This is a genomic window from Dyadobacter crusticola DSM 16708, from assembly GCF_000701505.1.
In the GTDB taxonomy this organism is placed as follows: Bacteria; Bacteroidota; Bacteroidia; order Cytophagales; family Spirosomataceae; genus Dyadobacter; species Dyadobacter crusticola.
This window is the reverse complement of sequence record NZ_JNJB01000001.1, coordinates 103,938-128,015: the sequence shown is the minus strand read 5'-3', so window position 1 is coordinate 128,015 and position 24,078 is coordinate 103,938. Positions and strand designations below refer to the sequence as shown.

Here is a 24,078-nt window from a genome sequence, read left to right as displayed (position 1 = left end):
ACCTATTTGATATTTAACTCTTTTTCAATTCTTCTAAGCTTGCTATCGATACGAAGCATATTAATCGTAATTCCCGCGAAAATTACAGCAATCACGGCAACTACGACCCAGATCTTACCATCTTCCCGCAGTTTATCGGCCATCGGAACGTCGTCAGTTGCCTGGGCAAATACATTAGCGGATAAAAGAAGTAAGGTCAGCAGGATGAGAGAAAGTCTTTTCATCTTATTTATTAATAGACTCAAAATCTTAACGAAATTTTGATTTGAAATGTTTACTGGATTCTAAATTAAGCTTAGTGTGCTACTTTATCGCTGGTGGTGAGGGATTCTTCCTGCACCCGGTTGATGTGCTTCATACGGATCCGCAGCTCGGCAAGCCACAGTCCTAAAAGAATGTATCCGATCACAGCCGGGTAAAATACTTTCCGGATATCGTTGTTGAAATCGTAAGAACCGAATGTGCTGTTGCCGCCGCTGCCGGGGTGAAGAGAGTCGGTCAAACGGGGTAATATGTAAATGATCGGGATAAAAACGGCGAATGCGAAAATGTTGTAAACCGAAGAAATGCGCGCCTTTCTTTGCTCGTCTTCAAATGAACTTCTCAGCAGCAGGTAGGCGAGGTAAATCAATATACCCACAGCAGCCCCATTCAGTTTCGGATCATTGGGCCAAGGATCGCCCCAGGTGTAATTGGCCCAAATTGAGCCCGTCAGGCAGCCCAGTATTCCAAAGAAAATAGCAGATTTTGCAAGTTCACTTGCGATATCATCGTCATTGATCTTTCCCTTGCTCAGGTACCTGATGGAAAAAACCATCGACAAAAACAGCAGGGTTGTCATGGCAAGCCAAAGCGCCACGTGAAAGTAAGTATTGCGGATACTTTCGTTGATAATGGCCAGGCGCGGTACGGGCCCGATCAATCCCATGACGATCACATAAAATATGATCGCGATGCACAGGATTTTCCACCAGATCTTTCTCATTTTGAGTCTTTTTACCTTAAATTTTTTGCCCGCTATCTGCAAAAATCAGCTTCTCCACAGATAAGGAAAAAGCAGGTAGCTGAGCGTAATTACTATGAGATCAATAGATAATAGTGTGGTGATTTCGTCCGTGCTGACAGACCAGTCGAGCCCGTCCAGCGCGTTTTTTGCCAGCCTGATTGTCATCAAAAGCATGGGCAGGATAATCGGAAAGCTGAGTACCGCCATTAAAGTGGCGCTATTGTCTGCTTTGGAGGCAATGCCTGCTACCAGGGTGAGTACAGACGCAAAGCCAATTGCCGCCAGTACAATGCTGATCATATATAAACCAACATCCCCCACCGGGTTTCCCATGACCAGCGAATAGATCGCGAAACCGATTCCCGACAATGCGAGCATGATCAGGGCATTGTAAATGATTTTGGAAATGATAATCGCCTGCGGACTACATAAGCTGTAATAATACATCAATCGTCCATACCGTTCCTGGGAAAAGCTTTTTGCAATCGCGTTAACAGCAGTAAACAAGATAATGATCCAGAATAACGTGTTCCAAACGATAGGAGTGAGCTGGTTCCGGCGAAGACTGAAACTCAGGTAAGTCACGAAAACAGTGCTGACCACGTACAACAACATGCCGCTGAGCGCATATTTTTGTCGCCATTCCAGGGTTACTTCTTTCCAGATTAGGGTTCTGATCTCGTTCAAATCGTGCAATCGGCTATCTGCGTTCAGGTATCGGAGCGTCGCTTAATGATGAAAATCCCGGACTGGGATTCTCTGTTTCGAGCTGCAAAAATACGACATAAAGCCTCAGGGAAATAATAAAACGGACAGGATTTTGAGAGACAGTTGTCATAAAGCATTTGAATTCCGCATGGAAATATTTGAATTGCGGGTGGATAGTGCTTTATTTGTGGTTTAAATAAAATCAATCTAAATAAGCATAGATGCCCGGCAAGAATGTAGCTCAGCTTCGCAAAGGCGAAACAGGTGTGATCAAATCTTTCACCGACCGGGATCTGTCTTTGAAATTGCTGGAAATGGGCTGTTTGCCCGGTGCGGAGGTGAGAGTGGAAGCGGTGGCACCCTTTGGCGATCCGATCTGCATTAATGTTTCCGGCCAGTATAGTTTATCTCTTCGCCTTAACGAAGCGTCTGTCATTGAGTTGGAATAAGGTTTAATGCTGTTTACAGTCTTCTCCATTGAAACAAGGAAATATAAAAGTTGCGCTGGTAGGTAACCCGAATGCCGGCAAGTCCACATTATTTAATGCATTGACCGGTTTACGTCAGAAAACCGGAAACTTCCCCGGCGTAACTGTCTCAAAAAAGTCCGGAACATTTCGAATCCCCGCCCATAATAATCACGAAGAAGCGCAGGTAACACTGGTAGATTTACCGGGATTGTACAGTATCTATCCGAAATCGAAAGATGAGAGTGTGGTAATGGACATTCTCGCCAACCCGAAGCATCCAGATTTTCCGGACGTGGTCGTGATCGTGGTCGATGCTTCTAACCTGCAAAGAAACCTGCTGCTCTTTACTGAAATAAGCGACATGGGAATTCCATCCGTGGTTGCATTGAATATGCTTGATGTTGCGGAGAGTATGAGCCTGACCGTGAATGCGGTACAGCTTGCCATGCAGCTGAATGTACCTGTGGTCAATATCAACGCACGAACCGGCAAGGGAGTTGATAAGTTAAGAGAGGCGATCGGACAGATTTACCATTCCAAAGAAAAAACGATCCAGCATTATTTTTACGAACCAAAGGAAAGCGAGGTAAGTCTGATTGGGGAAGTAAAGGAAATATATCAGCTTGAAAACGACTATGTTGCATTGCAATATGTTTGTCAGCACGATAACTTCTCCTTCCTGGAACAGCCAGCCAGAACACGTTTGGACAAGCTGATCGAGAAGTATGGTTTTGATGAAAAGCATTTCCTGGCTACGGAAACGATCGCGCGGTATGAGAAGATCAAACCTATTGTATCAAAGGCGGTTAAATCTGCGGGTATCACTGAGCAACCTTACTGGACCAGAAAGCTCGATAGTATTTTGCTGCATCCATTCTGGGGCTATATCTCCTTTTTGGTAGTCCTTGTCATTGTATTCCAGGCCATTTTCGCTTGGGCAACTTACCCAAGCGATCTGATCGATGCAGGTATCGCCCAGGTGATTGAGTGGACCAAAGAGGTGCTTCCGCCTGGGGTATTAAACGATTTGATTACGGATGGTATCCTGGCGGGAATAGCCGGAATTGTTGTATTTATTCCTCCTATCGCTATCCTTTTTGCATTGGTTTCGATCCTGGAAGAATCGGGGTATATGGCGCGGGTGATGGTAATTATGGACAAATTAATGCGTCCCTTTGGCCTGAACGGCCGCAGCGTGGTGCCACTTATTTCAGGAGCTGCCTGTGCTGTACCTGCGATTATGACTACCAGGAGCATCAGCAGCAGATATGAGCGGCTGCTTACCATCCTCGTAACTCCCCTGATGAGCTGTTCTGCACGACTGCCTATTTATACCATTCTCATTGCGCTGGTAGTACCGTCTACCACTGTGCTCGGTTTCCTCAATTTGCAGGGTTTGGTATTGCTCGGGCTTTACGCTTTGGGTTTGATTGGGGCCTTGTTCTCAGCGTGGCTGCTTTCGCTTTTTATCCCAAGAAAAGAGCCGGGCTATTTCATGCTCGAAATGCCTTCGTACAAGTTGCCGCGGTGGGGACATGTGGGATTTACAATGTATGATAGTGTAAAATCGTTTGTGCTCGAAGCCGGGAAAGTCATTTTGGCGATTTCCATTATTCTTTGGGTGTTGTCTAACTATGGCCCAGGGGACAAAATGGAGTTAGCCGAGCAGCAAACTGTTGAGAAAATGCAGGCTGCACCTCAGGAACAGATCGACGTGGCAGTGGCATCGGCGAAGTTGGAAAATTCTTATGCGGGGCACTTCGGACGGTTTATCGAACCTGCGATCCGCCCATTGGGGTACGATTGGAAAATCGGGATTGCATTGCTCGCTTCTTTTGCGGCAAGAGAGGTATTTGTGGGCACAATGGCGACTATATACAGTATCAGTGGTGATTCCGAAGATGTTCCGACAGTGAAAGAGCGGCTATTGCAGGAAAAGAATCCTGAGACGGGACAGCCGATGTTCAGTCTAGCAGTCTGTTTTTCGCTCCTGATGTTTTACGTGTTCGCGATGATGTGTATGAGTACCATCGCAGTTGTACAGCGTGAGACCCACGGCTGGAAATGGCCCCTGATCCAGCTCGCCTACCTGATGGTACTAGCCTACGGATCAGCGTTTGTGGTTTATCAGCTACTAAGCTGAGCTGCTTCGATGTCTGAGCGCGTAATCCGCTTTTTGCGCTGGGACAAATCAACAATCGTAGAAAGATCAGCTTCCAGCTTTTGACTGAAATCTTTTAATGAAACATTTTTTGGCATAACCTTAACAAAAAAAGGTTTACTTGCTTTTACAGTATAATTCCTTCTCTTTTTTGCGGGCAATCCGTGTTCCAATGATTCTGACTTTTCCATCCCTTATTAAAAAATAAGAAGTTAATACTCTTTTCAGGAAGCTGGTTCCAATGCAAAGGAAGCGAACTTCTCTGGATCTGTTGCTAATCAGGATCAGGCGATCTCGATCTGTAAAAGTACTCTCCGCCTCAGTATTAACGATTCTATGTTTTTCCTCCGACTTACGTTCGTTTCCTTTATCCCAATCAAATTTAAGTGGTGCCAATGCAAAGTTGGCTAATGTGATATGCAGTGAGACGCACTTACTTCAAATTGGTAACGCATTTCATACCTACCAACCCAAACTTTCTACAAGATCAGACGCGATCAATGCGCTTTGGCCTCTTTGAGCTGCTGCTTTGTCCCCGGCTAGTCCGTGCTGGTATACACCGAAGATTGCAGCTTCGTGGGGTTTGTATTTTTGTGCTAAAAGGCTGAGGATTATTCCCGTCAGTACGTCGCCGGTTCCGCCAGTCGCCATTCCGGGGTTTCCTGTTGAATTGAAATGTACTTCTCTATTCGGAAGAATGACGGCAGTGTTTGCCCCTTTAAGACAGACAATAACTTTGTGTTTTGCAGCAAAATCCCGACCAAGTTCAAGACGATCGAATTCATTTTCACTATCGCCTGCCAGTCGCTGGAATTCTTTCGGATGCGGGGTTAAAATCGTATTCTCAGGTAGTTTATTTAATAATTCACGATTCGTTGACAGAATGTTCAACGCGTCTGCATCTATAACAAGAGGTACCCTGACTTCTTCCAGCAATTGTTCAAGCACTTTGGCTGTATCGCTTTCCTGCCCCACACCGGGCCCGATTCCAACTGCTGAATAGGAGCTAAGCTCAGGCAAATTGCTTAGATGATTTTGCGCCTGATCTGCCAAAACCATTGCTTCCGGGATGGAGATCTGGATTATCTCATATCCGCAAAGCGGCGAATGCATTGTCAATAAGCCAACACCCGAGCGCAGACAGGCTTTTCCTGAAAGTACAGCTGCACCCATTTTGCCAAAACTACCCGCCAAAAGCAGCGCATGCCCATAAGTACCTTTGTGCGAAAATTTACCCCGTGGCTTAACCAGCGTTTCGGCAGCTTGCTGGTCGGTAAAAAAATAGGGGCTTTCCGCTTGATTGATGAATTCCTGATTCAATCCGATATCTACTACGTGCCACGCTCCGGTAAAAGCGACATTTTGTGGAAACAGGAATGAGAATTTAGGGAGCTGAAACGTGACCGTAAAATCCGGTTCTATAATCACTTCTTCTTTCGCATTTGACTGGTCTGTATACAGCCCGCTTGCTAAGTCAACAGCTACAACTCGGTTAGGCAATGCATTGATCCTGGTAATGATTTCAGCCAATAAACCCTCCACCGGCCGCGACAATCCTGAGCCCAGTAAAGCATCAATGCAAACTGCCTTAGCAGAAATCACGGGAAAGTCAATTGCTGAATGAATGTAAACGGGAGTAAGCTGGTCCTGCAAACGGATCAGATTGGCTTGAAAATCTTCCGAACTTTTGTCTGTGTATTCAACAATAACAACCTGCACATCATAGCTCCGCTGGCTAAGTAAACGCGCAATCGCCAGGCCATCGCCGCCATTGTTGCCTTTTCCGCAAAACACGGAAACCGGTCTCGTATTCACATATTCACTACAAAACCAGTTGACAAAAGCTGCCGACGCGCGTTCCATTAAATCGAGGGAAGAAACAGGTTCGTTTTGAATAGTATGCTTATCCAGCGCCCGGATTTGTTCTGCACCAAGTATTTTCATGCTCTTGTATTTAATGAGGTAAGTATCTGTTCCAAATCTTCATACCAGCGAGTTTGCCTTGCTGAATTAATCCAGTATTTAGAGCAAGTGCTTTTAGATAAGCGGAAATAATCTTAGATTTGCACGCATTTTCGCAAAAGCTGTTTTGAATGAAGGGGCGTCACCCCGTCCGCTGGGAACAAGCTATCACTTAAATCTATAAAAAAGCATTCGTCATGAGCGAACTTATTAAACTCGTAGAAGCTACGATTGAAAATCGTAAATCCGAGTACCCTGAATTTTCTTCAGGCGACACAATCAACGTACACGTTAAGATTCGTGAAGGTAACAAAGAGCGTATCCAGCAGTTCCAGGGTACCGTTATGCAACGTCGTAATCTTAGCTCAAGCGGTGAAACTTTTACAGTACGTAAAATCTCAAACGGCATAGGTGTTGAACGTGTTTTCCCAATCCTTTCACCAAGTATCGCGAAAATCGAATTGATCCGTCGTGGTAAGGTACGTCGCTCACGTTTGTTCTACCTACGTGGCCGTCAGGGTAAAGCAGCTCGCATCAAGGAGCTTAAAGTGGCTAAATAAAGTCCCTCTTAAAAAATTAAAAACCCTGCAAGTGATTTTTTCTTGCAGGGTTTTGTTGTTTTGTACAAATCCGCCAACTCAAATACCACATTGCAATGACAATCGACTTCTTCAAATACCAGGGCACAGGAAATGACTTCGTAATGATCGACGACAGGAGCCAGCAATTCCCGGTTTCAAAGGAACTCATTGCTTCCATCTGTCACAGAAGATTTGGTGTGGGCGCGGATGGGCTTATTTTGCTCCAAAATGCCGAAGGTTATGATTTTAGAATGGTGTATTTTAATGCAGACGGTGGCGAAGGAAGTATGTGCGGAAATGGCGGTCGCTGTGTTGTGCAGTTTGCCAGTGATCTGGGAGTTTTCAGCGGAAAAACGAAGTTCATAGCCGTCGACGGGGAGCATGAAGCTACCATTAACGGAGATATAATCACGCTTAAAATGTCGGGCGTAAAGGATTTGGAGCGTTATGATGATTTTGATTTCATGAATACCGGCTCTCCGCATTACGTCACTTACGTGGATGATGTGACCGAGGTAGACGTAGTAAATATCGGAAGCGAGATCAGGTATGGTTCAGTTTATGGACCGAAAGGCGGCACAAACGTCAACTTTGTTGAGGTAATTGAGCAAAATCACCTGAGTGTAAGAACGTACGAGCGTGGCGTAGAGGATGAAACGTTCAGCTGCGGCACCGGTGTTACCGCCTGTGCATTATCTGCCCATTTAAGAAAAGGCTGGGAGAGCCCGATCAAAGTAGAAACGATTGGAGGAACCTTGCAAGTCGCATTTTCCAAAACGGAAAGCGGAGAATTCAGTGATATTTATCTGATTGGACCAGCTGTAAAAGTTTTCAGCGGCGCATTGAGCGTGTAAATTGCGGGTTAGCAGACTAACCTTCCAGTATGCCGCCTTTTACATGAAAAATGGTCTTTTCAGACCATTCAGGCACCCTGCAATAATCCATTGCAGCTACCTTACTGCGAACGCCATTGGTACAGATGACTATTATGGGATCGTAGTCGGCCAGCAACTCCCTCTTCTGCCTGATATCAGCGAGGGGAATGTTGATCCCGCCTTCATTAAATTCTTCAAATTCCCATTGCTCACGAACGTCAACAAGCACTGAACCTGGCTTTTGGCTTAATTCCAGTGCTTGTGACAGACTGATATCCGAGTAACTCTTACGCATTTACCTCAATACAGCGAAAGGATGGTTGGTTTCAACCGGGATGTTTTTGGCGATTAGCTTGTGAATGTCGCGGAGAAAAAGTTTTTCTTCCTTGTCACAGAATGAGATCGCAATTCCCTTTGCTCCTGCGCGACCTGTCCGTCCAATTCTGTGAACGTAAGTTTCCGGAATGTTCGGGATCTCGTAATTGATCACGTGGGTAAGATCGTCAACGTCAATGCCGCGGGCAGCAATATCGGTCGCTACCAAAACGCGGGTAGTCTGACTTTTGAAATTCTTTAACGCATTTTGACGCGCATTCTGAGATTTGTTACCGTGGATCGCCTCCGACGTTACCCCTGCTTTTCTCAATACCTTCACAACTTTATCCGCACCGTGCTTGGTACGTGTAAAAACCAATGCGGTAGAAATAGACTGGTCTTCCAGAATGTGCAGCAGTAAAGAATTTTTGTCAGATTTATCGACAAAGAAAACAGACTGCCTGATTGTATCGGCTGTGGAGGAAACCGGGGTAACTTCCACCTTTACGGGCTGATTCAGGATCGTTCCCGCAAGCTGAACGATCGCCGCCGGCATTGTAGCCGAGAAGAATAGTGACTGCCTTTGCGCCGGCAATAACTTGATAACTTTTTTTACGTCATGAACAAAACCCATATCCAGCATACGGTCGGCTTCGTCCAATACGAAAAATTCAAGCTGGTTGAGCTTAATAAAACCCTGTGTGATCAAATCGAGCAACCGGCCCGGCGTTGCGACGAGGATATCAACTCCTCTTCTTAATGCGTCGGTTTGAGGCTTCTGGCCAACACCGCCGAATACAACCGTATGTTTAAGTCCGGTGTGACGACCGTAAGCTGCGAAACTCTCGCCTATTTGAATCGCCAGTTCCCTGGTTGGAGTCAATATCAATGCACGGATTCGCTGTCTTTCCGAATTCCCAACAGGCTTGTTATAAAGCAGTTGCAGCATTGGTATCGCAAAAGCTGCCGTTTTTCCTGTTCCGGTCTGTGCGCAGCCCAACAAGTCTTTTTGTTCTAAAATAATCGGGATCGCTTTTGCCTGAATGGGGGTGGGGGTGTTGTATCCTTCTTCTTTCAGAGCCTTCGTGATAGGCTCAATGAGTGTTAATTCCTGAAATGTCATTTGTTTTATTTAGCGGCTGTGTCAGATATTGATTTGCAGCCAGATCCTATTGTGGCCAATGGCCGACGGTATAACAGCAGTTACGTTTTTAACGTTCATGAAAAAATATCATGGGATTGTCTTCTCTTTTCATAAATTTAGATATTCCTCATCAACCATATTTAGCCATGATCAAAAACAGTCTTTTTACGCTCTTGCTTTCCCTATTCTTTGTCGCAGCTCAGGCACAGGATATCATCGTTAAGAAAAATGGGAAAACCGTCGAAGGTAAAGTCACAGAAGTCGGAGTTGACCGCATTACCTACAAAATCAACAATACAGAAAACAGCGCGAACTTTGTGATCCTGAAAAGGGAGGTTTTGCGCATTGAATTTGAAAATGGACAGACAGTTTTCATGACTGATCGCATTGATGGTGGCCGCGCGAAGACAGTTATAGAGCGCGAAAGTGAAGCTTTTGGAGCTAACCTGATTAACATTTCACCTTTTAAAGCGCTTGACAGCGGGCCGGGTTTCGGGATCAGCTATGAGCGGATTGTTGATAAAAAAGGTTATTTCGGGATCATTCTGCCATTTACGATTACCATTCCCGGAAGTTCCACTTACATTTTCGACGTTCCAGATAATAATGGTTCTGCGATGTTCTATTTGTCGCCCGGCTTGAAGATCTACCCATTTGGACAAAGAAAAGTTACTTATGCTGTTGGTCCGAGTTTCTTCTTTGGCAGGGGCGAGCGTTGGAACAATACCAACACATACGATCCTGTGACCGGCGGATTTATTTCAACCGGCCGGAACAATGACTGGGTGAGAATGGGGTTGCTTGTCAATAACTACGTTAACTTCCAGGTCACACCCAAGTTTCAGATCAGCCTGAATGGCGGCCTGGGATCGAGGTACGTTGATCGTGAAAAATATATGTCAAGAACAACCATAACCCGCGGCTTGCAGGTAACAGGCGAGTTCAATTTCAGCCTCGGATTCAGGTTCTAAAAGCTGCATACTATTTTATAACCCTGAAAACCGGGTAACGTAAGTACTCTTTCTCCCGGTACACGGATTGATCATAGATAAAGTCGAGCTGCGCATTTGCATTCTTTGCAAATGCCGGCTCGGCTTTCTTTTTTGCTTCCAGCTTCTCTTTCAGCTCAGGTGATTTGGTCAGAAGCGCTGCTGCCAGATCTTCAAAAACATAGTTGGAGTAATGCTCCTTTGCCTGTAAGATCATGTCAAAGAAATTCCATTTAAAAAATGAATCTACGGCTTTGGGTTCCAATGTTTCGACAATATATCGGTTGGTCCATTGATTTACGGGTATATACCAATCTCCTTTTTTGAATGGCAACCTTTGCTTCTCAGTTCTGACATTCACGCTGGTATGCCAATAATGTCCCTCAAACGGCATTTTAGGTGACTCCACATTTTCTATATAATAAGTCTCCACGTCGAACTCGGTATCTTTTTCCAGCTGCTGCATTGCGACCTCGTTCAGTTTCAGCAATGCAACTACATTGTGCCAGCCCTGCGGGATGATATAGGCTTTTGGCTTTGTAACTTCATCCAGCGGGACATAGGTGTCATAAAAAGGGATTGTTTTGGTAAAAGGCTTTGTACGGTCGTAATGCAGGCGCTCAGCCCCGGTTACTTCACTTTTAATATATTTCGGTTCATAACCCTTGAATTCGATCTCGGTATTTTTCGCTTTGTCCACCTGCCAGGTAATCGCAAACTTCTCCTGCGTTTTCACCGACTCTTTTGTTTCCTGACGTAAACTCAACAGCTTGTTCCGGTTAGCTGCCAGAAACTTCAAATTACCGTGCAGGTAAGCATAAGTCGCCCTTACGCGTTGATCGTACGGTTTGAGCATGTGGGTCTCTGTCATTACGCCAATCGTGTGAAACAATGCAGCATAACCTGTCGAATACCGCGGCCAGTCCGGGAACTGAACAAAGCCTTTATCCGGCGTCTGCCCCCAGGAATTTACATACGGCGTTGATTCAAAACCTGCCTCTTTCAGGTGGTTGTACATATAAGGCAGAAAAACAGCATTGTTGAAATCGCCCAGCGGTCCGCCCAGCTTATCCTTCTGCGCATAGTCGAGTGTCATTACATACTGGTAATCCGCTCCGTTGCTCACGTGGGTATCTGCAAAAAGATCGGGATCCAGCTCGTGAAAAATGGCCGCGAAACTACGCGCATTCCGCGTGTCGCTTTTAATAAAATCACGGTTCAAATCATAATTGCGCGCATTTCCCCTAAACCCATATTCTTCGGGACCTTCCTGATTGGTGCGGGTTGTACTATTCCGGTTCAATGCACCACCAATGTTGTAGAATGGAATAATCGCAAGTACCACACTGTCCATTTCCGGGTATTTACCTGGATTTGTTACAATATCCCTGAGGAGCATCATCGAAGCATCCACCCCGTCGGACTCGCCTGCATGGATCGCATTGTTGACGAGCAAAATCGCTTTTCGCTGTGCTTTGAGCTTTTTGATATCGAAATCCCGGTTTTTCGAATAAAGTACCAGGTGCAGCGGCCGACCACTGTCTGTCGGACCTTTTTCCGTCATCTGGATTTGCGGAAAATTCTTGGCAAGCAGTTTGTAAAATGCGATACCCTCTTCGTAAGTAGGGGTTTGCTTGCCGCCGCTTACTTCGAATCGCGTTTTGTATTGAGCAGTGGCAACGAACTGAACAAGTAGCAGAAGTGAAAGTATCGAAATGCGCATTGTGGAGTTAAGAAGACGGGATTAGTATTTATATTTCTCAATCAGGTACAGATATGGGGCTGTAAGGTGATGAACGAAAATGTCCTTCTCGGAATCTGGGAACTGACGGTAATAATCTTCATCTGGCAGTAATGTAATGGTCGGACCAATGCGGACATAGTTACTGGTTTCAGCATAAAGCGGCGGCTGAAACCCGGGCAATGCCTTTTTAACCGATTTGGATGCATAGTTACCGAGGTACTTTATATAATTCTGCACCGCTTTTGAACTCGGGTTTCGCATTTTCTTGTACGCATGCTTCATTGCAACCCTTGCAATATGCTTTTGCTTCTTAGAGAACAGGTGATTTGGCAGAAACCATCCTGTTGATTTCCGCATTTACTTTGTCGAGCCACAAGTACTGCCCCTCACACGTCCAGTGCGAATCTCCCTTGAGATAAGAGCTGCGGCCCATTTTGCGGAAATCAGCGAGTATGTCGATCGTCGGCATATTCAGTTTCGGATGTGCGTAAATGCGCTCAATCAGGTGATTGTAAATCCCGTATTCGGGATTTAATACGGATACCTTATTGGGTATTACAGAAAGGAAAACATGCTTAAAACCAATGGACTCAGCAAACTTCCGGCTTTCGTTCAGATTAATAACCATCGTATCGATCTCTCTATTGCTTACTTCCTTAAAAGACGAAGTCACTCCGGTCGTGTCAGTATCCATGTAAAAAACCATATCCTGATCATTATTTACCATGGTAACGGACTCGTTGACGCGGTCGAAAAAACGATGCTGGAAATCTGCCCGCCATTCTTTTACTCTCAGAAAAAAATCATTCTGGAACAAAACCGCGTCCAGCCTGTCGCGCGTGTAAGTTGCATTAAAAGCATCATCCAGCTGGTTCATGAATGGCGGCGGATTTACGTGCGTTTTGAAAGTGGCAGTATCAGGAATGAGCACCTGAACAGGTGCAACCATTTTCTGCCGGAAGTGCCGCTCCACGGACTCTAAAATCAATATGTTAGTCTCTGTGGTATCCAGTTTGATATGGAGGAAATCCGACCAATGCACGTATGTATATGCATCAACAGAAAAATCCTTTAATCCCACGCGCTGCGCTTCCGTGAAGCTGTCGCCGATGATGTAAAGGTGAACTTTGCGCGTTCCGGTAGCTTTTGCAGGCGGCACGTAATCTGTGCATGTGCGCCTTGGATCTTTGAATTTGGAAAGATTTGATAAACGGTAAAGGTCTCCGTACTGGTATCCGTCATTGATCAGCTTCCATTCACCCACTTTTGTAAGCAAATACTGGCTCTGCCCGATCGCAAAAATGACTGAGCCTAAAATCAACAGGACGTATTTTAAAATCTTCATCGACTTATCGCAATTTGACAGACCAAACCTGAATCTTCTTTTCTGATCTGCTGAATATCAACAATTTGTAGTAGCCTGGCTGGTAAGTGAGCTGAACAGGCATTTCAGACGGAATTGCTTTGTCGCCCAGTCGCTTGCCCGTCATATCGAAAACTGTCGTGTAACCTCCTGATTTGATTGTAATAAAGCGGTTATCTACACCAAAAAAGTGGTACTGAATAACAGGATTTGGCAAAATATCCTTGATCTCAAACAATTCCTTCCCGTCTTTACTAATAATCGCAGTCTTGGAATTAACAGACCGCACCAGGATCCAATCCAGAGAATTCCGATCAAATAAAGTCCTGAAAGAAGAACCGGGCTCCGGGCGCAGTAACTGTTTCCTGGAAGTAATTTTCCCTTCCGGATTGATCCTGACCAGTTCACCGGAAACACTTACCCCAACCAGCTCCGGCTGGCCGGTTCCGGGATCCTGTGTCCAGGTGAATGCACTTGCGGTTCTTGTAAGGATATCAACAGGGAAACCTTGCCTTACACTGCCGTTTTCTTTGAGCAAGTAGATCTTACCATTTTTCTGTGTGACGATAAATCCCTTGTTGCCGATCTGGTTCAATGCGATTACGGGACTCTGAATATTCTCAAAACGTACCGAACTGTTCAGTCTTTTTACCGGCCTGGTCACGCTTTCCCAAATGAAAAGTTCTTCTGCCGTGGTCTTGATGATAAAACGGTTACTTCCCTCGTCGCCTCCGTCAATGGCGTACAATGCATTGATATCCGCAGAAGAGGGCAGTATTCCAGTGAATGTAGATACAGTAGTAGAGTCGTCTTCGTCCAGCGCATAAACGGTTTTTGCTGTCGCGAAAATGCGTTGTTGACGGCCGATATTTAAAAAATCGACCTTATAGGAAGCTGTAACAATTGGCCCGTCAAGCTTGGCGATCACTTCCGTTTTACCCTCGCGCAAGTTATTTGTCCTTAACAAGTTGTGATTCTTATCAGTCAGCAGAACCTCGGAACTCCCGTCGATCGGGTTCTGTAATGCGGTCAGTTCGGTGTCGAAGAGATCGGGCCATTCTATGTCGATATTGAGGAAAGTACGGTTAAGTACCTTGCTGGCTGTCTGCCGTTTTTTTGGTGTAAATGTAATCTCGGGAAAAGCTTCATCGTCTGCATAGCGGCATTGAAATGTGACAGACTCCATTTTCGAGATCAGGTCCGAATATTTGGTGAAACCCTCATTTCCAGCCCGGGTTTGCGCTTTTCTGAGGTTTACAATGACCGAAAGCTGCGCCTCGCTGTTCGTTTTGGTCAAAACACTGTCGTATTCTGGTGATTGTTTCCAGGTAATCTGGTTTTCGTAATCAACAATGTAATTCTGCAAAACCTGTGAATTGTTGCTGATTACGAGGTAAGGCGCGACGTAAGTGAAATAGCTGCGTGGAAAGCCCGAGAACATCGGCCCGTAAAGTCCGGAAGGCAGCTCCGGAATTGGTACTGAATAGATATCATAACCCTGGTACTGATCCACCGAGGCATTTGTTTCAGAATTAGACAGCCGGGCAAGTTTTTGTAAAACGGGCCGCACTTTGTCATAATTTGAAAACTCGGCAAGCAGAATCTTCCCGTCGCTGATACTATTGTTTTCTTCGAGCTGACAGAGTAGCAGCTCAGAGCCCAGGTTATTGATCAGCAGATTGCTTTCTGAGGAAATGTAGTAGTTCAGCTTATCCCAGGAAGGTGATTTTTGTTTCTTGTGCCATTTGCCAAATTCCTTTTTAAATGCAGCTTTATCAGACGCAGCCGATCGGTAGAGGAAGGAAGTTTGCTGCGAAATGTGCTTGTGACCCGCAAACGGCATTCCGGGTATATCCTTCAAAATGTTCGCCATATAATAATCAGGCGCATCGCTACCCAACGATTTCAATGTCAAATTCCCCTTTTTTCCAGGCTTTGATTCAATATGATAATCCTGGTAGGTCGGGAAGTTTTTTGCAAATTCAGTGTAAATGCCGATTGCATTATCAGCGGAAACAACCGATTTCCAGGCATCGTTTCGCAGGTAAATGCTCGTACCGAATTCTGAATCGTCGATGTTGGAAAACCTGGAACGAAGCCGAAAGGATTGGATGCTGAGGGAAGAAGCACGCATTGCATCTTCTATCAGATCACCATAGTAGCTCACGATCAGAAGATTATCTTTAACCAGATACGAGAATAGCGGCCGGGAATTACTATCAATAATGTCGGTAATGCGGTGATTCTGGAAGTTATGGTGCAATGCACGAATATTGGCGTTTTGCGGGCTGGAAAGCCACTGCTCTTCCTCGGAAGTGACAGGAATATACATCAGCACACCCCATTCAGTGGCAGTGCGGGGGTGGTAGGAGTAGGAAACTGCTTTTCCTCTTAAAAAATTGTAAAGCCGCTTTTTATCGGTAGTAAGCAGATTGAGCAGGGAAAGATTATCGCTCGCAACATCAAGCAGCGGCAGCCTCTTCAAATCCAGGCCTGCTTCCGTAGCTGCGTAAGTGGAATCCTGTAAATGCTCGCTGGTAATTACCACCACCGCATTGGAGGGGATAAACTTCCAAGCAGCCGTGGAACCACGTGTCCACTTATATAAGAAATATCCTGCCGACGCTATAATAACAATCAACAGGACAATGAAAATGCTCTTTTTTGACACAGCTTATCTTTTAAGCACGTATCGCTCTGACCTTTTTATTCAGTTCAAGACGAAAACGCAGCAGTTCCTTGAAGCTTCGTATACAAACTTTCCACAAGTTCCATTTCACAATTGATACGGTTCCGGTTTCACGGTCTTTATGCGTGATAGGTATGTCAAACAGTTCTTGTCCGGACTTTTTCGCCATAACCGAAAGGAAAATGTTCGGCGCGAAAGGCTCCGGATTGGGAAGCTGGTTCATTAATTTTTGGAGAAAACTTCCTTTGATCAGGCGGAATGGAATGTTACTGTCCATAATATATGTACCGTAAACAAGGGAGATCGTGCTGCGCAGGAATTTGGTGATAAATAGCCGTACACCTGCATCGTGCCTCACTTCGCGATAGCCCAGAATGAACTGTGAACGATCACGCTTTTCCCATAGTTTGTGGAAGTCACCTGAGATAAACTGGTCGTCGCTATCTGTCTGAAACACGTATTCAGAATTGAGCTCCAGTGCTTTGCGATATCCATTTACAACTGCATTGCCGTGTCCGCCATTCTTTTGATTGACTACCGTCAGATTGGAAACTTCTTTTGCCAATTTGTCCAAAAGCACTTTTGTATTGTCTTTGGAACCGTCGTTAATAACAATGAGGGTTGTATTATCGTTGGGAAAAGTCTGTTTCAGGAAGTCTGTCCAATTATAAACTACTTTTTCTATACAATCCTGTTCATTGTACGCGGGCATCACTATACTTAGACGGTATGACATGCAGAATTTTATTTGGTATGATTACGCGAAATTAATAAATAAGGCTGGAACCTCGATATGTCAAATGATTAATTACTAAGCGTACTTATCCTTTAACGCATTGATAGGCTTTTCAAAGAAATGCCATGAAAAAGATGCCACTGCCACTGTAAGTACCATAACAAGCAGTGCTTCAAAGGCCACAGAGCCTTTAAGGTCAGGTACATACTGGTAAATTTTCCTGAACAGGCGCACAGTCGGGTGCATCGGTCCACTGTGAAAATGGTTGTACACAAAATTGTGATAGAGGTACAAACCATAACTGATTTTACCCAGGTATATGCTCACCGGATTTTCAAGAAACGCCGCCATAACACCTCCGTAACCCATTACAGCCCGGCCAATCAGGAAAAACCCGAACAGTGATGATACCGTTCTGTCGAATACGACAAATGAAATATTGAACCTGTCTTCAAAGGTCTTGGACCATATTTGCAGTAGCACCCAGCCCAGAAATGCGAGCAGTACCGGCCAGGATTTACTAAAAAGCCTTTCAAAGAAATCAGTCTTATAAACCTGTAACCAGGCCATTAAGCCACCCAATGCGAAAGAATCCAGACAAGCCGGTGTACTTACATACGTTACAATCCAATCGTCAATTCCAAAATCCGGATTGGCAAAATAGTACCAGAACCGGAATGCAATACTAAGTGCACCCATGATCCCGAGCACGGGTACCAGCTTGTTTCTTGGAATGAAAAAGATCAGAAATGGAAAAAAGAGATAAACCTGCTCCTCAACCGCCAGCGACCACAAATGATCCATGGATCCCATCCAGCTTTTGTAGGTCGCCATGTAGATATTGGTACCGTACAAAGCCAGCCAACCGAGTTTTTCGCGCGTCGGAGGTACATTGAAGATGTACAAAAGTAAAATCACCAGATAGTAAACAGGGAAAATCCGGATTGTCCTGCGTACGAGAAACTTGCCCAGGTATTTTCTGAAACCTCCGGGCGTACCGAAGTTTTTGTCCTTGCTTTTTAAAAGTATCCTAGAAATCAGGAAGCCACTGAGTACGAAGAAGATAGTAACACCTGTTGCGCCCACAGGTATGGTATTTACTTCCACAAAAAGATGCTCTATCAGCACAAGCGCGATCGCTATAAAGCGGATCCCGTCCAGTTGAATGATATGTCCTGATGAATTCGTGCGCATGTTTACCAGTTTACCCTGACTTTGTTGGCTTTGATCGGATTGATCGTGATTTTTTCGCCTTTGAAAAGTATTCCGGTTTCATTCCCGTCCTGACGGATCAATGCGACATTATAAACTCCTTTTTCCAGTGGTTCTGTGAACGGGATATCCGCGTAAAAACCTTTTGAAAAGTAGTACTGCTTCAAAAATAGCTCTTTGCGGCTCTTGTTGCGCGTCCGGTACGCCGGGAATATGTAGTAACGGTCTTTGGAGCTGAGCAGCACATACACGCCGCTGTCCTGCAAACGCTGGCTACTGAAAAGGTTATTTTCAACCAGCAGAGACTTTTCAGCTTTCTTGAATGCAGTATTGTCGAACAGCTCCACCATTCCGCGTGACCCGCCTGCATAGTTCTGTCTGTCCGCGATCCCGATCAATGGGAGCCATTTATCATAGATAACCGGTGTTTTTTCAACAATATTGGCCGCGAAAGAAGTGTCGGTAGGATAGCGTAAAGATTTGTCGGTGAATGTAGAATTGAACTGCGCAGTCACCAGCATTTTACGCAGGTTGTAAGCGTCTACCAGATGGTAATGGTAGCTGAATACATTGAAAACCACCGCAAGAAAAACAATTGCCGTAATGTAAGGAGACAGGAATGTGCCCCGGATCGGTATCACTACATAGAGGTAAGCAACGAGCAGTAGCAGAACAGAATAGATCTTGTACCGGCTTGTAACCAGTGTCTCGATACCGAAGCCTGCCCGGGAATACACCACGATCAGCGCAGTCCCAAGAATGAAAAGGACTGTTCCCAAACAGAACAGGTCAGTTGTTTTTTCAAACTTGTTGGCGTACTTATTCCTGACAATCCTGAAAAGCGTGGTTGAAACAATTGAGACTGCAACAAAAAACAGGACAATGCCCAGGAAAAAGCAAACCTTGAAATGATCGAGGACAGGGAACGATTCTGCAAATGACCCCAGGAAAGACATATATCCCTTTACCAGCTGGAAGAGGCCGGCACGCGTGACCGGGTTATTGTCAAACTTTTCGTAGGTCGAAAAATAGCCGAATACCGTGGCAGCACTCCACAGGATCCAGATTGCGAAACGTTTCCGGTCGCCGGACAAGAATAGGAGTAGTGCGCCCAGTGGCAATACCAGAAGTCCGTTTCCGCTCGTAACCGTTGTAAGTACCGCTAGGAGTAATGAAACGACGAATGGGAGTGTTTTGGGCTTTACACAAAGAAAAAGTGTCCAAAGTGTCAGTGTAACAACCCCGAAATTCTGAACTGCCGACATTCCCCAGTACATATTCTCCCAAAATGCAAGAGTGAGCCACAAAAAGGGTACAGGCAGTAAGGCAAAAAGTGGCTTTTTGTTCTTTTTCAGCAATTCGTACCAAAGCGGAATCACACCGATCAGCAACAGGTTTCCGCAAATCATCAGGTGCTTGTAGTTCAGTGACCCGAAAATCCAGAAATCCAGCCAGGCGAAAATGCGGGTGAGTACAATTCTGTGCTCGTTATGCTGCCTTAGCAAGGCGCGTACCTCACCTTTCCAATCCGTTGCCTGGGAGAATTCAATGATGAATGCCTTAAAAGCGTGGTCGTCCCACTTGGGGATATTAATAGCGTAGTAGTTCCAGACCGTAAAGTAAATCAGGACCGGTAGCAAAAGGATCAGGCTCAGAATGACAGTTAAAGCCTTTTTTGTCATGCCGGTATCAGTAATTGATTTAAATGCGTGAAAATGGAATCGGGATCAAGGCCGGATTGCTTCTGATGATAAGTCTGACTTCCATAGCGGCTATTCGGGTATCCTTCTGCTTTCAGACTCTTAAATCCGCGTGGAACAATGCCGTTTTCCAGCAATTGCACTGAAAGTTGCTGCGCAAGTCCGCCAGTGCTGATATGCTCTTCGGCGACCAGGATAGCCGGCGATTTTTTGATCAGCTCAACAAGATCGTTTTCGATAGTCAATGGGAAATGTAGTGCAGTGACTACATTCACTTTCGCAGTCAGTTCTGGCGATAGGGAGAGAGCAGCCATTACATTATTGGCAATCGGCCCCAATGCGAAAACTGTTATATCTGCATGATCAGGCCGGTGAATGATCTTGAAAGAACCGGTTTCAATGCTGTTTGCAGGAGTTGTTTTCCCTGCGCCGAGACGCAGGTATGCAGGGCGGCTGTCGGCAGCAATTTGTCTTACAACTGCTTCTACTTCATCCGAGAATGCAGGTACCCAAACGTTTGCATTTTGCTGCCCGCTCAGGCAAGCCAAGTCTTCAATGGTATGGTGGCTGCTACCCATGATGCCGTAACCATAACCTCCTCCATTTCCAACGAGGAAAACAGGTAAGTTATTGAAGCACACGTCATTTCTGAACTGTTCGAGACAGCGGTAAACAATGAATGGAGCAATGCTGTAACAAAAAACCTTGTAGCCTTTATGCGCAAAGCCGGCAGCTACTCCGACCATATTCTGCTCGGCAACACCTGCATTGATGAACCGTTTGCCCAATTTGGCCTGCAAGTTTTCCAGCGCGTTATAGCCCAGATCGCCTGTAATGAAAACGATAGAATCGTCCTCCATTGCAAGCTGTTCCATGGCATTTGAAAATTCTTTTCTCATTGTTTGTACTTACTCAGTTCATTTATGAATAACCACTTCTGATTGATGAGACAGTAGTGGGTAATGTTTCTTCTCATATTCCTGGATAGCTTTCGCCAGTTCCAGAAATTCCTTCTGCATGGCTTCAGAGCTCTCAAAATCAGCCACTACCAGACTATCTATCTTTTGAAATGCACTTTGATAATCCTTCTCATTCAAGATTTCCATAGCATCAATGTTTAGACTGTTTTAACATCAATTTCGTCATATTCCGAATGCGTTCCAAACCAGCGTATGTAAACGGTTCTGACTGAGAAGAAAATCATGGCAATGAGCCGGTAACGATTTCCCTTTATATTGAAGACATAACGATTGTCTCCTATGAAATCAACACTATTGAAAACAGACTTGACTTCATTGAAATTAGCCCAATCTGCGGCTTCGGTCTTTAATGCCCATTCTTTGATTGCATTTACAGCTTCGGGATAAATTGATCCGTAAACATGTAGCGTTTTCTGTTTGATAATAACCATTCGGCCCCATTAGAATATAGAAAAAAACAAGTGATTTAATATTCAGAATGTTGAGCTGTAATGGTTTACTATCTATTTACTTCCTTAACTGTTTCACTAACGCACGAATCTCTTCTGCTGTTTTGTAAGATTTAGGGCCGCGCCTGATCCTGGTGCGAATATATTTGGGCCGCTTTTTAGTCTCCTCAAAAATCTTGGTAATGTATTCTCCCAAAAATGAGATACCGAGTATCGTCAATCCGCCGAAGAAAACAATTAACACAATGACCGTGCTGATACCTTGCGGGGTATTCGGGAAAAAGAACAGCTTCGCGAGAATCTGCCAGATAATTCCCAAAATGGAAAGCCCGGTCAATGCAAAACCTGCGTAACTCATCAGTTCCAGCGGAGCGAAGCTGAACGAGAAAATCGCTTTTTTAGCCCACCAGATGTTCTTTGTCCAGTTGTTGGTGGAAACACCGAACATCCGCTCGGGCCGAACGTAAGGTACCCCTGTTTGCTTGAAACCTACCCAGGCACGTAATCCCCGCAGGAATTGCTCTGTTTCGGGCAGGTCTACCAGCTCTTTTACTACTTTCCGATCGATCATCGAGAAATCGCCAGCGTCTCTTGGAATTGGTATGTAACTGAGCCCCTGGAAAACTTTGTAAAAAGTCTTATAAAAAAAATGGATATGCGGCTTCATCTCGCGCTGTACACGCACGCCGTAAACCACATCATTTCCTTCCATCCACTTTTCATAAAATGCCGGGATAATTTCAGGCGGATCTTGTAAATCTCCATCCATTAAAACCACACAATCGCCGGTAGCAATTTCCATTCCGCTCAGAAATGCTGATTGAGAGCCGAAGTTCCGCGAGTGACTGATTCCCACGACATTCGGGTCTTTGTCACAGATCTTATTAATAACTTCTTCCTGATTATCAGGTGAGCTGTCATTTACAAAAATGATTTCGTACCGTACTTTGAGCTCATTGAATGTTTTTACGAGCCGCTCGTACATAAAAGGAATCGCCTGCGCATCCTTGTAGCACGCGATAATAGCCGTGATGACCGGGTTTAATTTCGGGTTTTCAAATGCGGGGATTACCTTGCCTTCGTAGCTGATGTCTTCCTGCCACTGGCTGTATTTAGACAAGCCGGTTTCCAGTGAGGTACGCGCTTTCCAGCCAAAGTCCTGCTCAAAAGCAGAAGGATCTCCATACCAATCTGCCAAGTCCCATTTGCGATTTGAGAAGCTGCCCCACTGCGGTTCCTGGGTAATCGAGAATGTGGCGCGGGTTACGTCCACAAGGTCGCCCATTGTCGTTTTTTTACCCGTCGCAATATTGTATGATCTGCCCGAAGTGTCTTTGCTGATCTTCAATGCAGCATCCAGAAACGCCTCCACACAATCTTCTATAAAAACGAAATCGCGGCTGATATCCGGTGAAACCAGCGAAGGCAGCTGTTTTCTTCTGGCATTTTCAATGAGTTTCGGGATCAGCCGGTCTGGCTCTTCCCAATATCCGTAGATAGAATAAAGCCGGAGGTTCAGTGTTTTCAGACTGGCAACTTTGGCATAATATTCAAGCAAATATGCCGCTGAAACCTTCGAAACCGCATAGTGGCTGTTGGGCTCTACACGATCTGTTTCTTTCGGAGATGTGCAATTAAAACCATACTCTGAGCTGCTGCCTGCATGGATGTAAACCATTTCAGGCGTACAGTTCTGCAGGATATTGGCAGTTCCGATTACATTGGTCTCGTAAGTCAGATTGACGTTGCTTTGCTTGCTGTAAGCGCCGTAAGCCGCCAGGTTGAATATGGTCTGCGGCTTATATCTTTCAAAAATCTCCTGAACAGAATTATTGGAGAGGATATCGCAATGCACGATATTTTCAAAAGGCACATCCAATAGCTTCAACCGCCAGGCTTTGGTCGCATCGTGTGTCAATGCAAAGCAATCTTTACGGATCTTGAAAATGTCGTTGAAAAGATTGGCGCCGATAAAGCCGCTGGCTCCGAAAACGAAAATTGGCCCTTTTAAACTTTCAATTTTTTCGCGGTAAACCGGTAAATGGTCAAGCATTCGTCAATTCATTAAAATAGCGCTCCTTTACTTCAAGGGTTGCTTGCTCATATTGGTCTTTGTTCATCGGCAGGTAATGCCATTCCAGCTTGTTTTCCATGTAGGAAACACCCTTGCCTTTTACTGTATTCGCGATAATTGCTTTTGGTAAACCGTTTTTGTGGCTTTTCAGCTCATTCACTGCCATACTGATGGAAATGATATCGTGTCCGTCCACTTCAATGGTTTCAAAGCCGATCGCATTCCACTTTTCAACAGAAGCAGTTTCGCCCAGAACCTGATCGGTAAAGCCAAAACCCTGCAAACCATTTTTATCGATAATCATCATCAGATTATCCAGCTGATTTTGGATTGCATAATGCGCTGCCTCCCATGTAGTTCCTTCATTTGTCTCACCGTCAGAAAGCAATGCAAATGAATAGCTTTCCTCTCCAGCTACTTTGGCTGCATGCGCAATGCCGGTCGCGATCGGTAAACCATGACCCAGTGAGCCTGTTGCGAAAGGAATTCCTTTGTACTGGCGTGGAGCAGGGTGAGCCGGCAATGTGGTACCGTCCAGGTAAAAGGTATCCAGCTCTTCGTCAGTGATTTCACCTAATACATTCAGACAGGCATAAAGCGCTGCTGCTGCGTGGCCTTTGGATAATATAAAAGTATCGTCGACCGATTTTTGAAGAAAAAGAACTGCGATCATCAGATCAATGCAGCTCAGCGAGCAGCCGATGTGGCCGGCATTGGCTTTATGGTACAAACCCAGGATTTTGAGGCGGAGCTCGCCGCTTATCTGCCGTGGATCATTCAATATCTCTTCTGCGGTCATGCGTGATGTGTATATCAATTGTAGGGAACTGCTCACAAAATAACGGTCAAATCCTGTGTTTTAAGTGCGCAATATACGAAATCTTATTGGACGGCTTTGAAAAGGGCGGGTTATGGTGGCG

25 protein-coding genes are annotated in these 24,078 nt (G+C 45.2%); 5 read left to right on the top strand and 20 right to left on the bottom strand.

Annotated features, from left to right (window positions below; all coding sequences use genetic code 11):
- Positions 1–2: 2 nt before the first annotated feature.
- The 3 genes from Q369_RS0100640 to Q369_RS0100630 all read right to left on the bottom strand — a co-directional run bounded on the left by Q369_RS0100640 (position 3) and on the right by Q369_RS0100630 (position 1,702).
- Positions 3–224 carry a CcmD family protein gene (locus Q369_RS0100640; RefSeq protein ID WP_031525594.1) on the bottom strand — a complete coding sequence of 74 codons (222 nt, stop codon included), beginning with the start codon at positions 222–224 and terminating at the stop codon, positions 3–5.
- A 71-nt stretch (positions 225–295) separates the two neighbouring features.
- Positions 296–985 carry a cytochrome c biogenesis protein CcsA gene (ccsA, locus tag Q369_RS0100635; RefSeq protein WP_035332893.1) on the bottom strand — a complete coding sequence of 230 codons (690 nt, stop codon included), beginning with the start codon at positions 983–985 and terminating at the stop codon, positions 296–298.
- 45 nt (positions 986–1,030) lie between these two features.
- Positions 1,031–1,702: a heme exporter protein CcmB gene (locus tag Q369_RS0100630; RefSeq protein ID WP_035332783.1), complete on the bottom strand. Its 672-nt coding sequence runs from the start codon at positions 1,700–1,702 to the stop codon at positions 1,031–1,033.
- Between the two features lie 233 nt (positions 1,703–1,935).
- Between Q369_RS0100630 and Q369_RS0100625 the strand changes: the two genes are divergently transcribed.
- Positions 1,936–2,163, top strand: coding sequence for a FeoA family protein (locus Q369_RS0100625; protein ID WP_031525588.1), 228 nt, complete (start codon positions 1,936–1,938; stop codon positions 2,161–2,163).
- A 28-nt stretch (positions 2,164–2,191) separates the two neighbouring features.
- The gene (feoB, locus tag Q369_RS0100620) at positions 2,192–4,327 is read left to right on the top strand and encodes a ferrous iron transport protein B (protein ID WP_031525586.1); all 2,136 of its coding nucleotides are present in this window, start codon (positions 2,192–2,194) and stop codon (positions 4,325–4,327) included.
- On the opposite strand, the gene Q369_RS28950 is transcribed toward feoB, so the two are convergent.
- The 3 genes from Q369_RS28950 to Q369_RS0100610 all read right to left on the bottom strand — a co-directional run bounded on the left by Q369_RS28950 (position 4,312) and on the right by Q369_RS0100610 (position 6,289).
- The gene (locus Q369_RS28950) at positions 4,312–4,536 is read right to left on the bottom strand and encodes a hypothetical protein (RefSeq protein WP_031525584.1); all 225 of its coding nucleotides are present in this window, start codon (positions 4,534–4,536) and stop codon (positions 4,312–4,314) included. The two genes, feoB and Q369_RS28950, sit on opposite strands and share 16 nt — an antisense overlap.
- Positions 4,463–4,741, bottom strand: a complete 279-nt coding sequence (locus Q369_RS29790; RefSeq protein WP_169739227.1) for a BrnT family toxin — start codon at positions 4,739–4,741, stop codon at positions 4,463–4,465. Before Q369_RS29790 ends, Q369_RS28950 begins: the two co-directional genes overlap by 74 nt.
- Before the next feature lie 66 nt (positions 4,742–4,807).
- A complete protein-coding gene (locus tag Q369_RS0100610; RefSeq protein WP_031525582.1) occupies positions 4,808–6,289 on the bottom strand; it encodes a bifunctional ADP-dependent NAD(P)H-hydrate dehydratase/NAD(P)H-hydrate epimerase in 1,482 nt (493 codons plus the stop codon).
- Positions 6,290–6,504: 215 nt separating this feature from the next.
- Here Q369_RS0100610 and rplS point away from each other — a divergent pair, with 215 nt between their 5' ends.
- Positions 6,505–6,867, top strand: a complete 363-nt coding sequence (rplS, locus tag Q369_RS0100605; RefSeq protein ID WP_031525580.1) for a 50S ribosomal protein L19 — start codon at positions 6,505–6,507, stop codon at positions 6,865–6,867.
- A 95-nt stretch (positions 6,868–6,962) separates the two neighbouring features.
- Positions 6,963–7,742, top strand: a complete 780-nt coding sequence (gene dapF / locus Q369_RS0100600) for a diaminopimelate epimerase (RefSeq protein ID WP_031525578.1) — start codon at positions 6,963–6,965, stop codon at positions 7,740–7,742.
- Positions 7,743–7,758: 16 nt separating this feature from the next.
- On the opposite strand, the gene Q369_RS0100595 is transcribed toward dapF, so the two are convergent.
- Complete coding sequence (locus tag Q369_RS0100595; RefSeq protein ID WP_031525576.1) at positions 7,759–8,058, bottom strand: rhodanese-like domain-containing protein; 300 nt, start codon at positions 8,056–8,058, stop codon at positions 7,759–7,761.
- The gene (locus tag Q369_RS0100590) at positions 8,059–9,201 is read right to left on the bottom strand and encodes a DEAD/DEAH box helicase (RefSeq protein ID WP_031525574.1); all 1,143 of its coding nucleotides are present in this window, start codon (positions 9,199–9,201) and stop codon (positions 8,059–8,061) included.
- 167 nt (positions 9,202–9,368) lie between these two features.
- Between Q369_RS0100590 and Q369_RS0100585 the strand changes: the two genes are divergently transcribed.
- On the top strand, positions 9,369–10,193 hold the full coding sequence (locus tag Q369_RS0100585) for a hypothetical protein (RefSeq protein ID WP_031525572.1): 825 nt from the start codon (positions 9,369–9,371) through the stop codon (positions 10,191–10,193).
- Between the two features lie 10 nt (positions 10,194–10,203).
- Here Q369_RS0100585 and Q369_RS0100580 read toward each other — a convergent pair whose 3' ends face one another.
- The 12 genes from Q369_RS0100580 to Q369_RS0100525 all read right to left on the bottom strand — a co-directional run bounded on the left by Q369_RS0100580 (position 10,204) and on the right by Q369_RS0100525 (position 23,957).
- Positions 10,204–11,934 (bottom strand): M14 family metallopeptidase, encoded by a 1,731-nt coding sequence (locus Q369_RS0100580; protein ID WP_031525570.1) that lies wholly within the window; start codon positions 11,932–11,934, stop codon positions 10,204–10,206.
- A 21-nt stretch (positions 11,935–11,955) separates the two neighbouring features.
- Positions 11,956–12,216, bottom strand: a complete 261-nt coding sequence (locus Q369_RS0100575) for a hypothetical protein (RefSeq protein WP_157487994.1) — start codon at positions 12,214–12,216, stop codon at positions 11,956–11,958.
- Positions 12,217–12,265: 49 nt separating this feature from the next.
- Positions 12,266–13,300: an alginate O-acetyltransferase AlgX-related protein gene (locus Q369_RS0100570; protein WP_031525567.1), complete on the bottom strand. Its 1,035-nt coding sequence runs from the start codon at positions 13,298–13,300 to the stop codon at positions 12,266–12,268.
- A 4-nt stretch (positions 13,301–13,304) separates the two neighbouring features.
- The gene (locus Q369_RS0100565; RefSeq protein WP_031525566.1) at positions 13,305–15,989 is read right to left on the bottom strand and encodes a DUF3352 domain-containing protein; all 2,685 of its coding nucleotides are present in this window, start codon (positions 15,987–15,989) and stop codon (positions 13,305–13,307) included.
- Positions 15,990–15,999: 10 nt separating this feature from the next.
- Positions 16,000–16,743, bottom strand: coding sequence for a glycosyltransferase family 2 protein (locus Q369_RS0100560; RefSeq protein ID WP_031525564.1), 744 nt, complete (start codon positions 16,741–16,743; stop codon positions 16,000–16,002).
- A 75-nt stretch (positions 16,744–16,818) separates the two neighbouring features.
- The gene (locus tag Q369_RS0100555) at positions 16,819–17,937 is read right to left on the bottom strand and encodes an acyltransferase family protein (protein ID WP_031525562.1); all 1,119 of its coding nucleotides are present in this window, start codon (positions 17,935–17,937) and stop codon (positions 16,819–16,821) included.
- Between the two features lie 2 nt (positions 17,938–17,939).
- Positions 17,940–19,637 carry a hypothetical protein gene (locus Q369_RS0100550; protein WP_031525561.1) on the bottom strand — a complete coding sequence of 566 codons (1,698 nt, stop codon included), beginning with the start codon at positions 19,635–19,637 and terminating at the stop codon, positions 17,940–17,942.
- Complete coding sequence (locus Q369_RS0100545) at positions 19,634–20,554, bottom strand: transketolase family protein (RefSeq protein ID WP_031525559.1); 921 nt, start codon at positions 20,552–20,554, stop codon at positions 19,634–19,636. Before Q369_RS0100545 ends, Q369_RS0100550 begins: the two co-directional genes overlap by 4 nt.
- An 18-nt stretch (positions 20,555–20,572) precedes the next feature.
- The gene (locus Q369_RS0100540; RefSeq protein WP_031525558.1) at positions 20,573–20,761 is read right to left on the bottom strand and encodes a hypothetical protein; all 189 of its coding nucleotides are present in this window, start codon (positions 20,759–20,761) and stop codon (positions 20,573–20,575) included.
- 11 nt (positions 20,762–20,772) lie between these two features.
- Complete coding sequence (locus Q369_RS0100535) at positions 20,773–21,066, bottom strand: type II toxin-antitoxin system HigB family toxin (protein WP_031525557.1); 294 nt, start codon at positions 21,064–21,066, stop codon at positions 20,773–20,775.
- Between the two features lie 76 nt (positions 21,067–21,142).
- On the bottom strand, positions 21,143–23,137 hold the full coding sequence (locus tag Q369_RS0100530; RefSeq protein WP_031525556.1) for an NAD-dependent epimerase/dehydratase family protein: 1,995 nt from the start codon (positions 23,135–23,137) through the stop codon (positions 21,143–21,145).
- Complete coding sequence (locus Q369_RS0100525) at positions 23,130–23,957, bottom strand: transketolase (RefSeq protein ID WP_031525554.1); 828 nt, start codon at positions 23,955–23,957, stop codon at positions 23,130–23,132. The genes Q369_RS0100530 and Q369_RS0100525 overlap by 8 nt, the downstream gene beginning before the upstream one ends.
- Positions 23,958–24,078: the final 121 nt, after the last annotated feature.

Coding starts and splice junctions, on each gene's coding strand:
- Q369_RS0100640 (WP_031525594.1), bottom strand. CDS start 224: ATGAAAAGACTTTCTCTCATCCTGCTGACCTTACTTCTTTTATCCGCT.
- ccsA (WP_035332893.1), bottom strand. CDS start 985: ATGAGAAAGATCTGGTGGAAAATCCTGTGCATCGCGATCATATTTTAT.
- Q369_RS0100625 (WP_031525588.1), top strand. CDS start 1,936: ATGCCCGGCAAGAATGTAGCTCAGCTTCGCAAAGGCGAAACAGGTGTG.
- Q369_RS28950 (WP_031525584.1), bottom strand. CDS start 4,536: ATGGAAAAGTCAGAATCATTGGAACACGGATTGCCCGCAAAAAAGAGA.
- Q369_RS0100610 (WP_031525582.1), bottom strand. CDS start 6,289: ATGAAAATACTTGGTGCAGAACAAATCCGGGCGCTGGATAAGCATACT.
- rplS (WP_031525580.1), top strand. CDS start 6,505: ATGAGCGAACTTATTAAACTCGTAGAAGCTACGATTGAAAATCGTAAA.
- dapF (WP_031525578.1), top strand. CDS start 6,963: ATGACAATCGACTTCTTCAAATACCAGGGCACAGGAAATGACTTCGTA.
- Q369_RS0100595 (WP_031525576.1), bottom strand. CDS start 8,058: ATGCGTAAGAGTTACTCGGATATCAGTCTGTCACAAGCACTGGAATTA.
- Q369_RS0100590 (WP_031525574.1), bottom strand. CDS start 9,201: ATGACATTTCAGGAATTAACACTCATTGAGCCTATCACGAAGGCTCTG.
- Q369_RS0100585 (WP_031525572.1), top strand. CDS start 9,369: ATGATCAAAAACAGTCTTTTTACGCTCTTGCTTTCCCTATTCTTTGTC.
- Q369_RS0100580 (WP_031525570.1), bottom strand. CDS start 11,934: ATGCGCATTTCGATACTTTCACTTCTGCTACTTGTTCAGTTCGTTGCC.
- Q369_RS0100575 (WP_157487994.1), bottom strand. CDS start 12,216: ATGCGAAACCCGAGTTCAAAAGCGGTGCAGAATTATATAAAGTACCTC.
- Q369_RS0100570 (WP_031525567.1), bottom strand. CDS start 13,300: ATGAAGATTTTAAAATACGTCCTGTTGATTTTAGGCTCAGTCATTTTT.
- Q369_RS0100560 (WP_031525564.1), bottom strand. CDS start 16,743: ATGTCATACCGTCTAAGTATAGTGATGCCCGCGTACAATGAACAGGAT.
- Q369_RS0100555 (WP_031525562.1), bottom strand. CDS start 17,937: ATGCGCACGAATTCATCAGGACATATCATTCAACTGGACGGGATCCGC.
- Q369_RS0100550 (WP_031525561.1), bottom strand. CDS start 19,637: ATGACAAAAAAGGCTTTAACTGTCATTCTGAGCCTGATCCTTTTGCTA.
- Q369_RS0100545 (WP_031525559.1), bottom strand. CDS start 20,554: ATGAGAAAAGAATTTTCAAATGCCATGGAACAGCTTGCAATGGAGGAC.
- Q369_RS0100540 (WP_031525558.1), bottom strand. CDS start 20,761: ATGGAAATCTTGAATGAGAAGGATTATCAAAGTGCATTTCAAAAGATA.
- Q369_RS0100535 (WP_031525557.1), bottom strand. CDS start 21,066: ATGGTTATTATCAAACAGAAAACGCTACATGTTTACGGATCAATTTAT.
- Q369_RS0100530 (WP_031525556.1), bottom strand. CDS start 23,137: ATGCTTGACCATTTACCGGTTTACCGCGAAAAAATTGAAAGTTTAAAA.
- Q369_RS0100525 (WP_031525554.1), bottom strand. CDS start 23,957: ATGACCGCAGAAGAGATATTGAATGATCCACGGCAGATAAGCGGCGAG.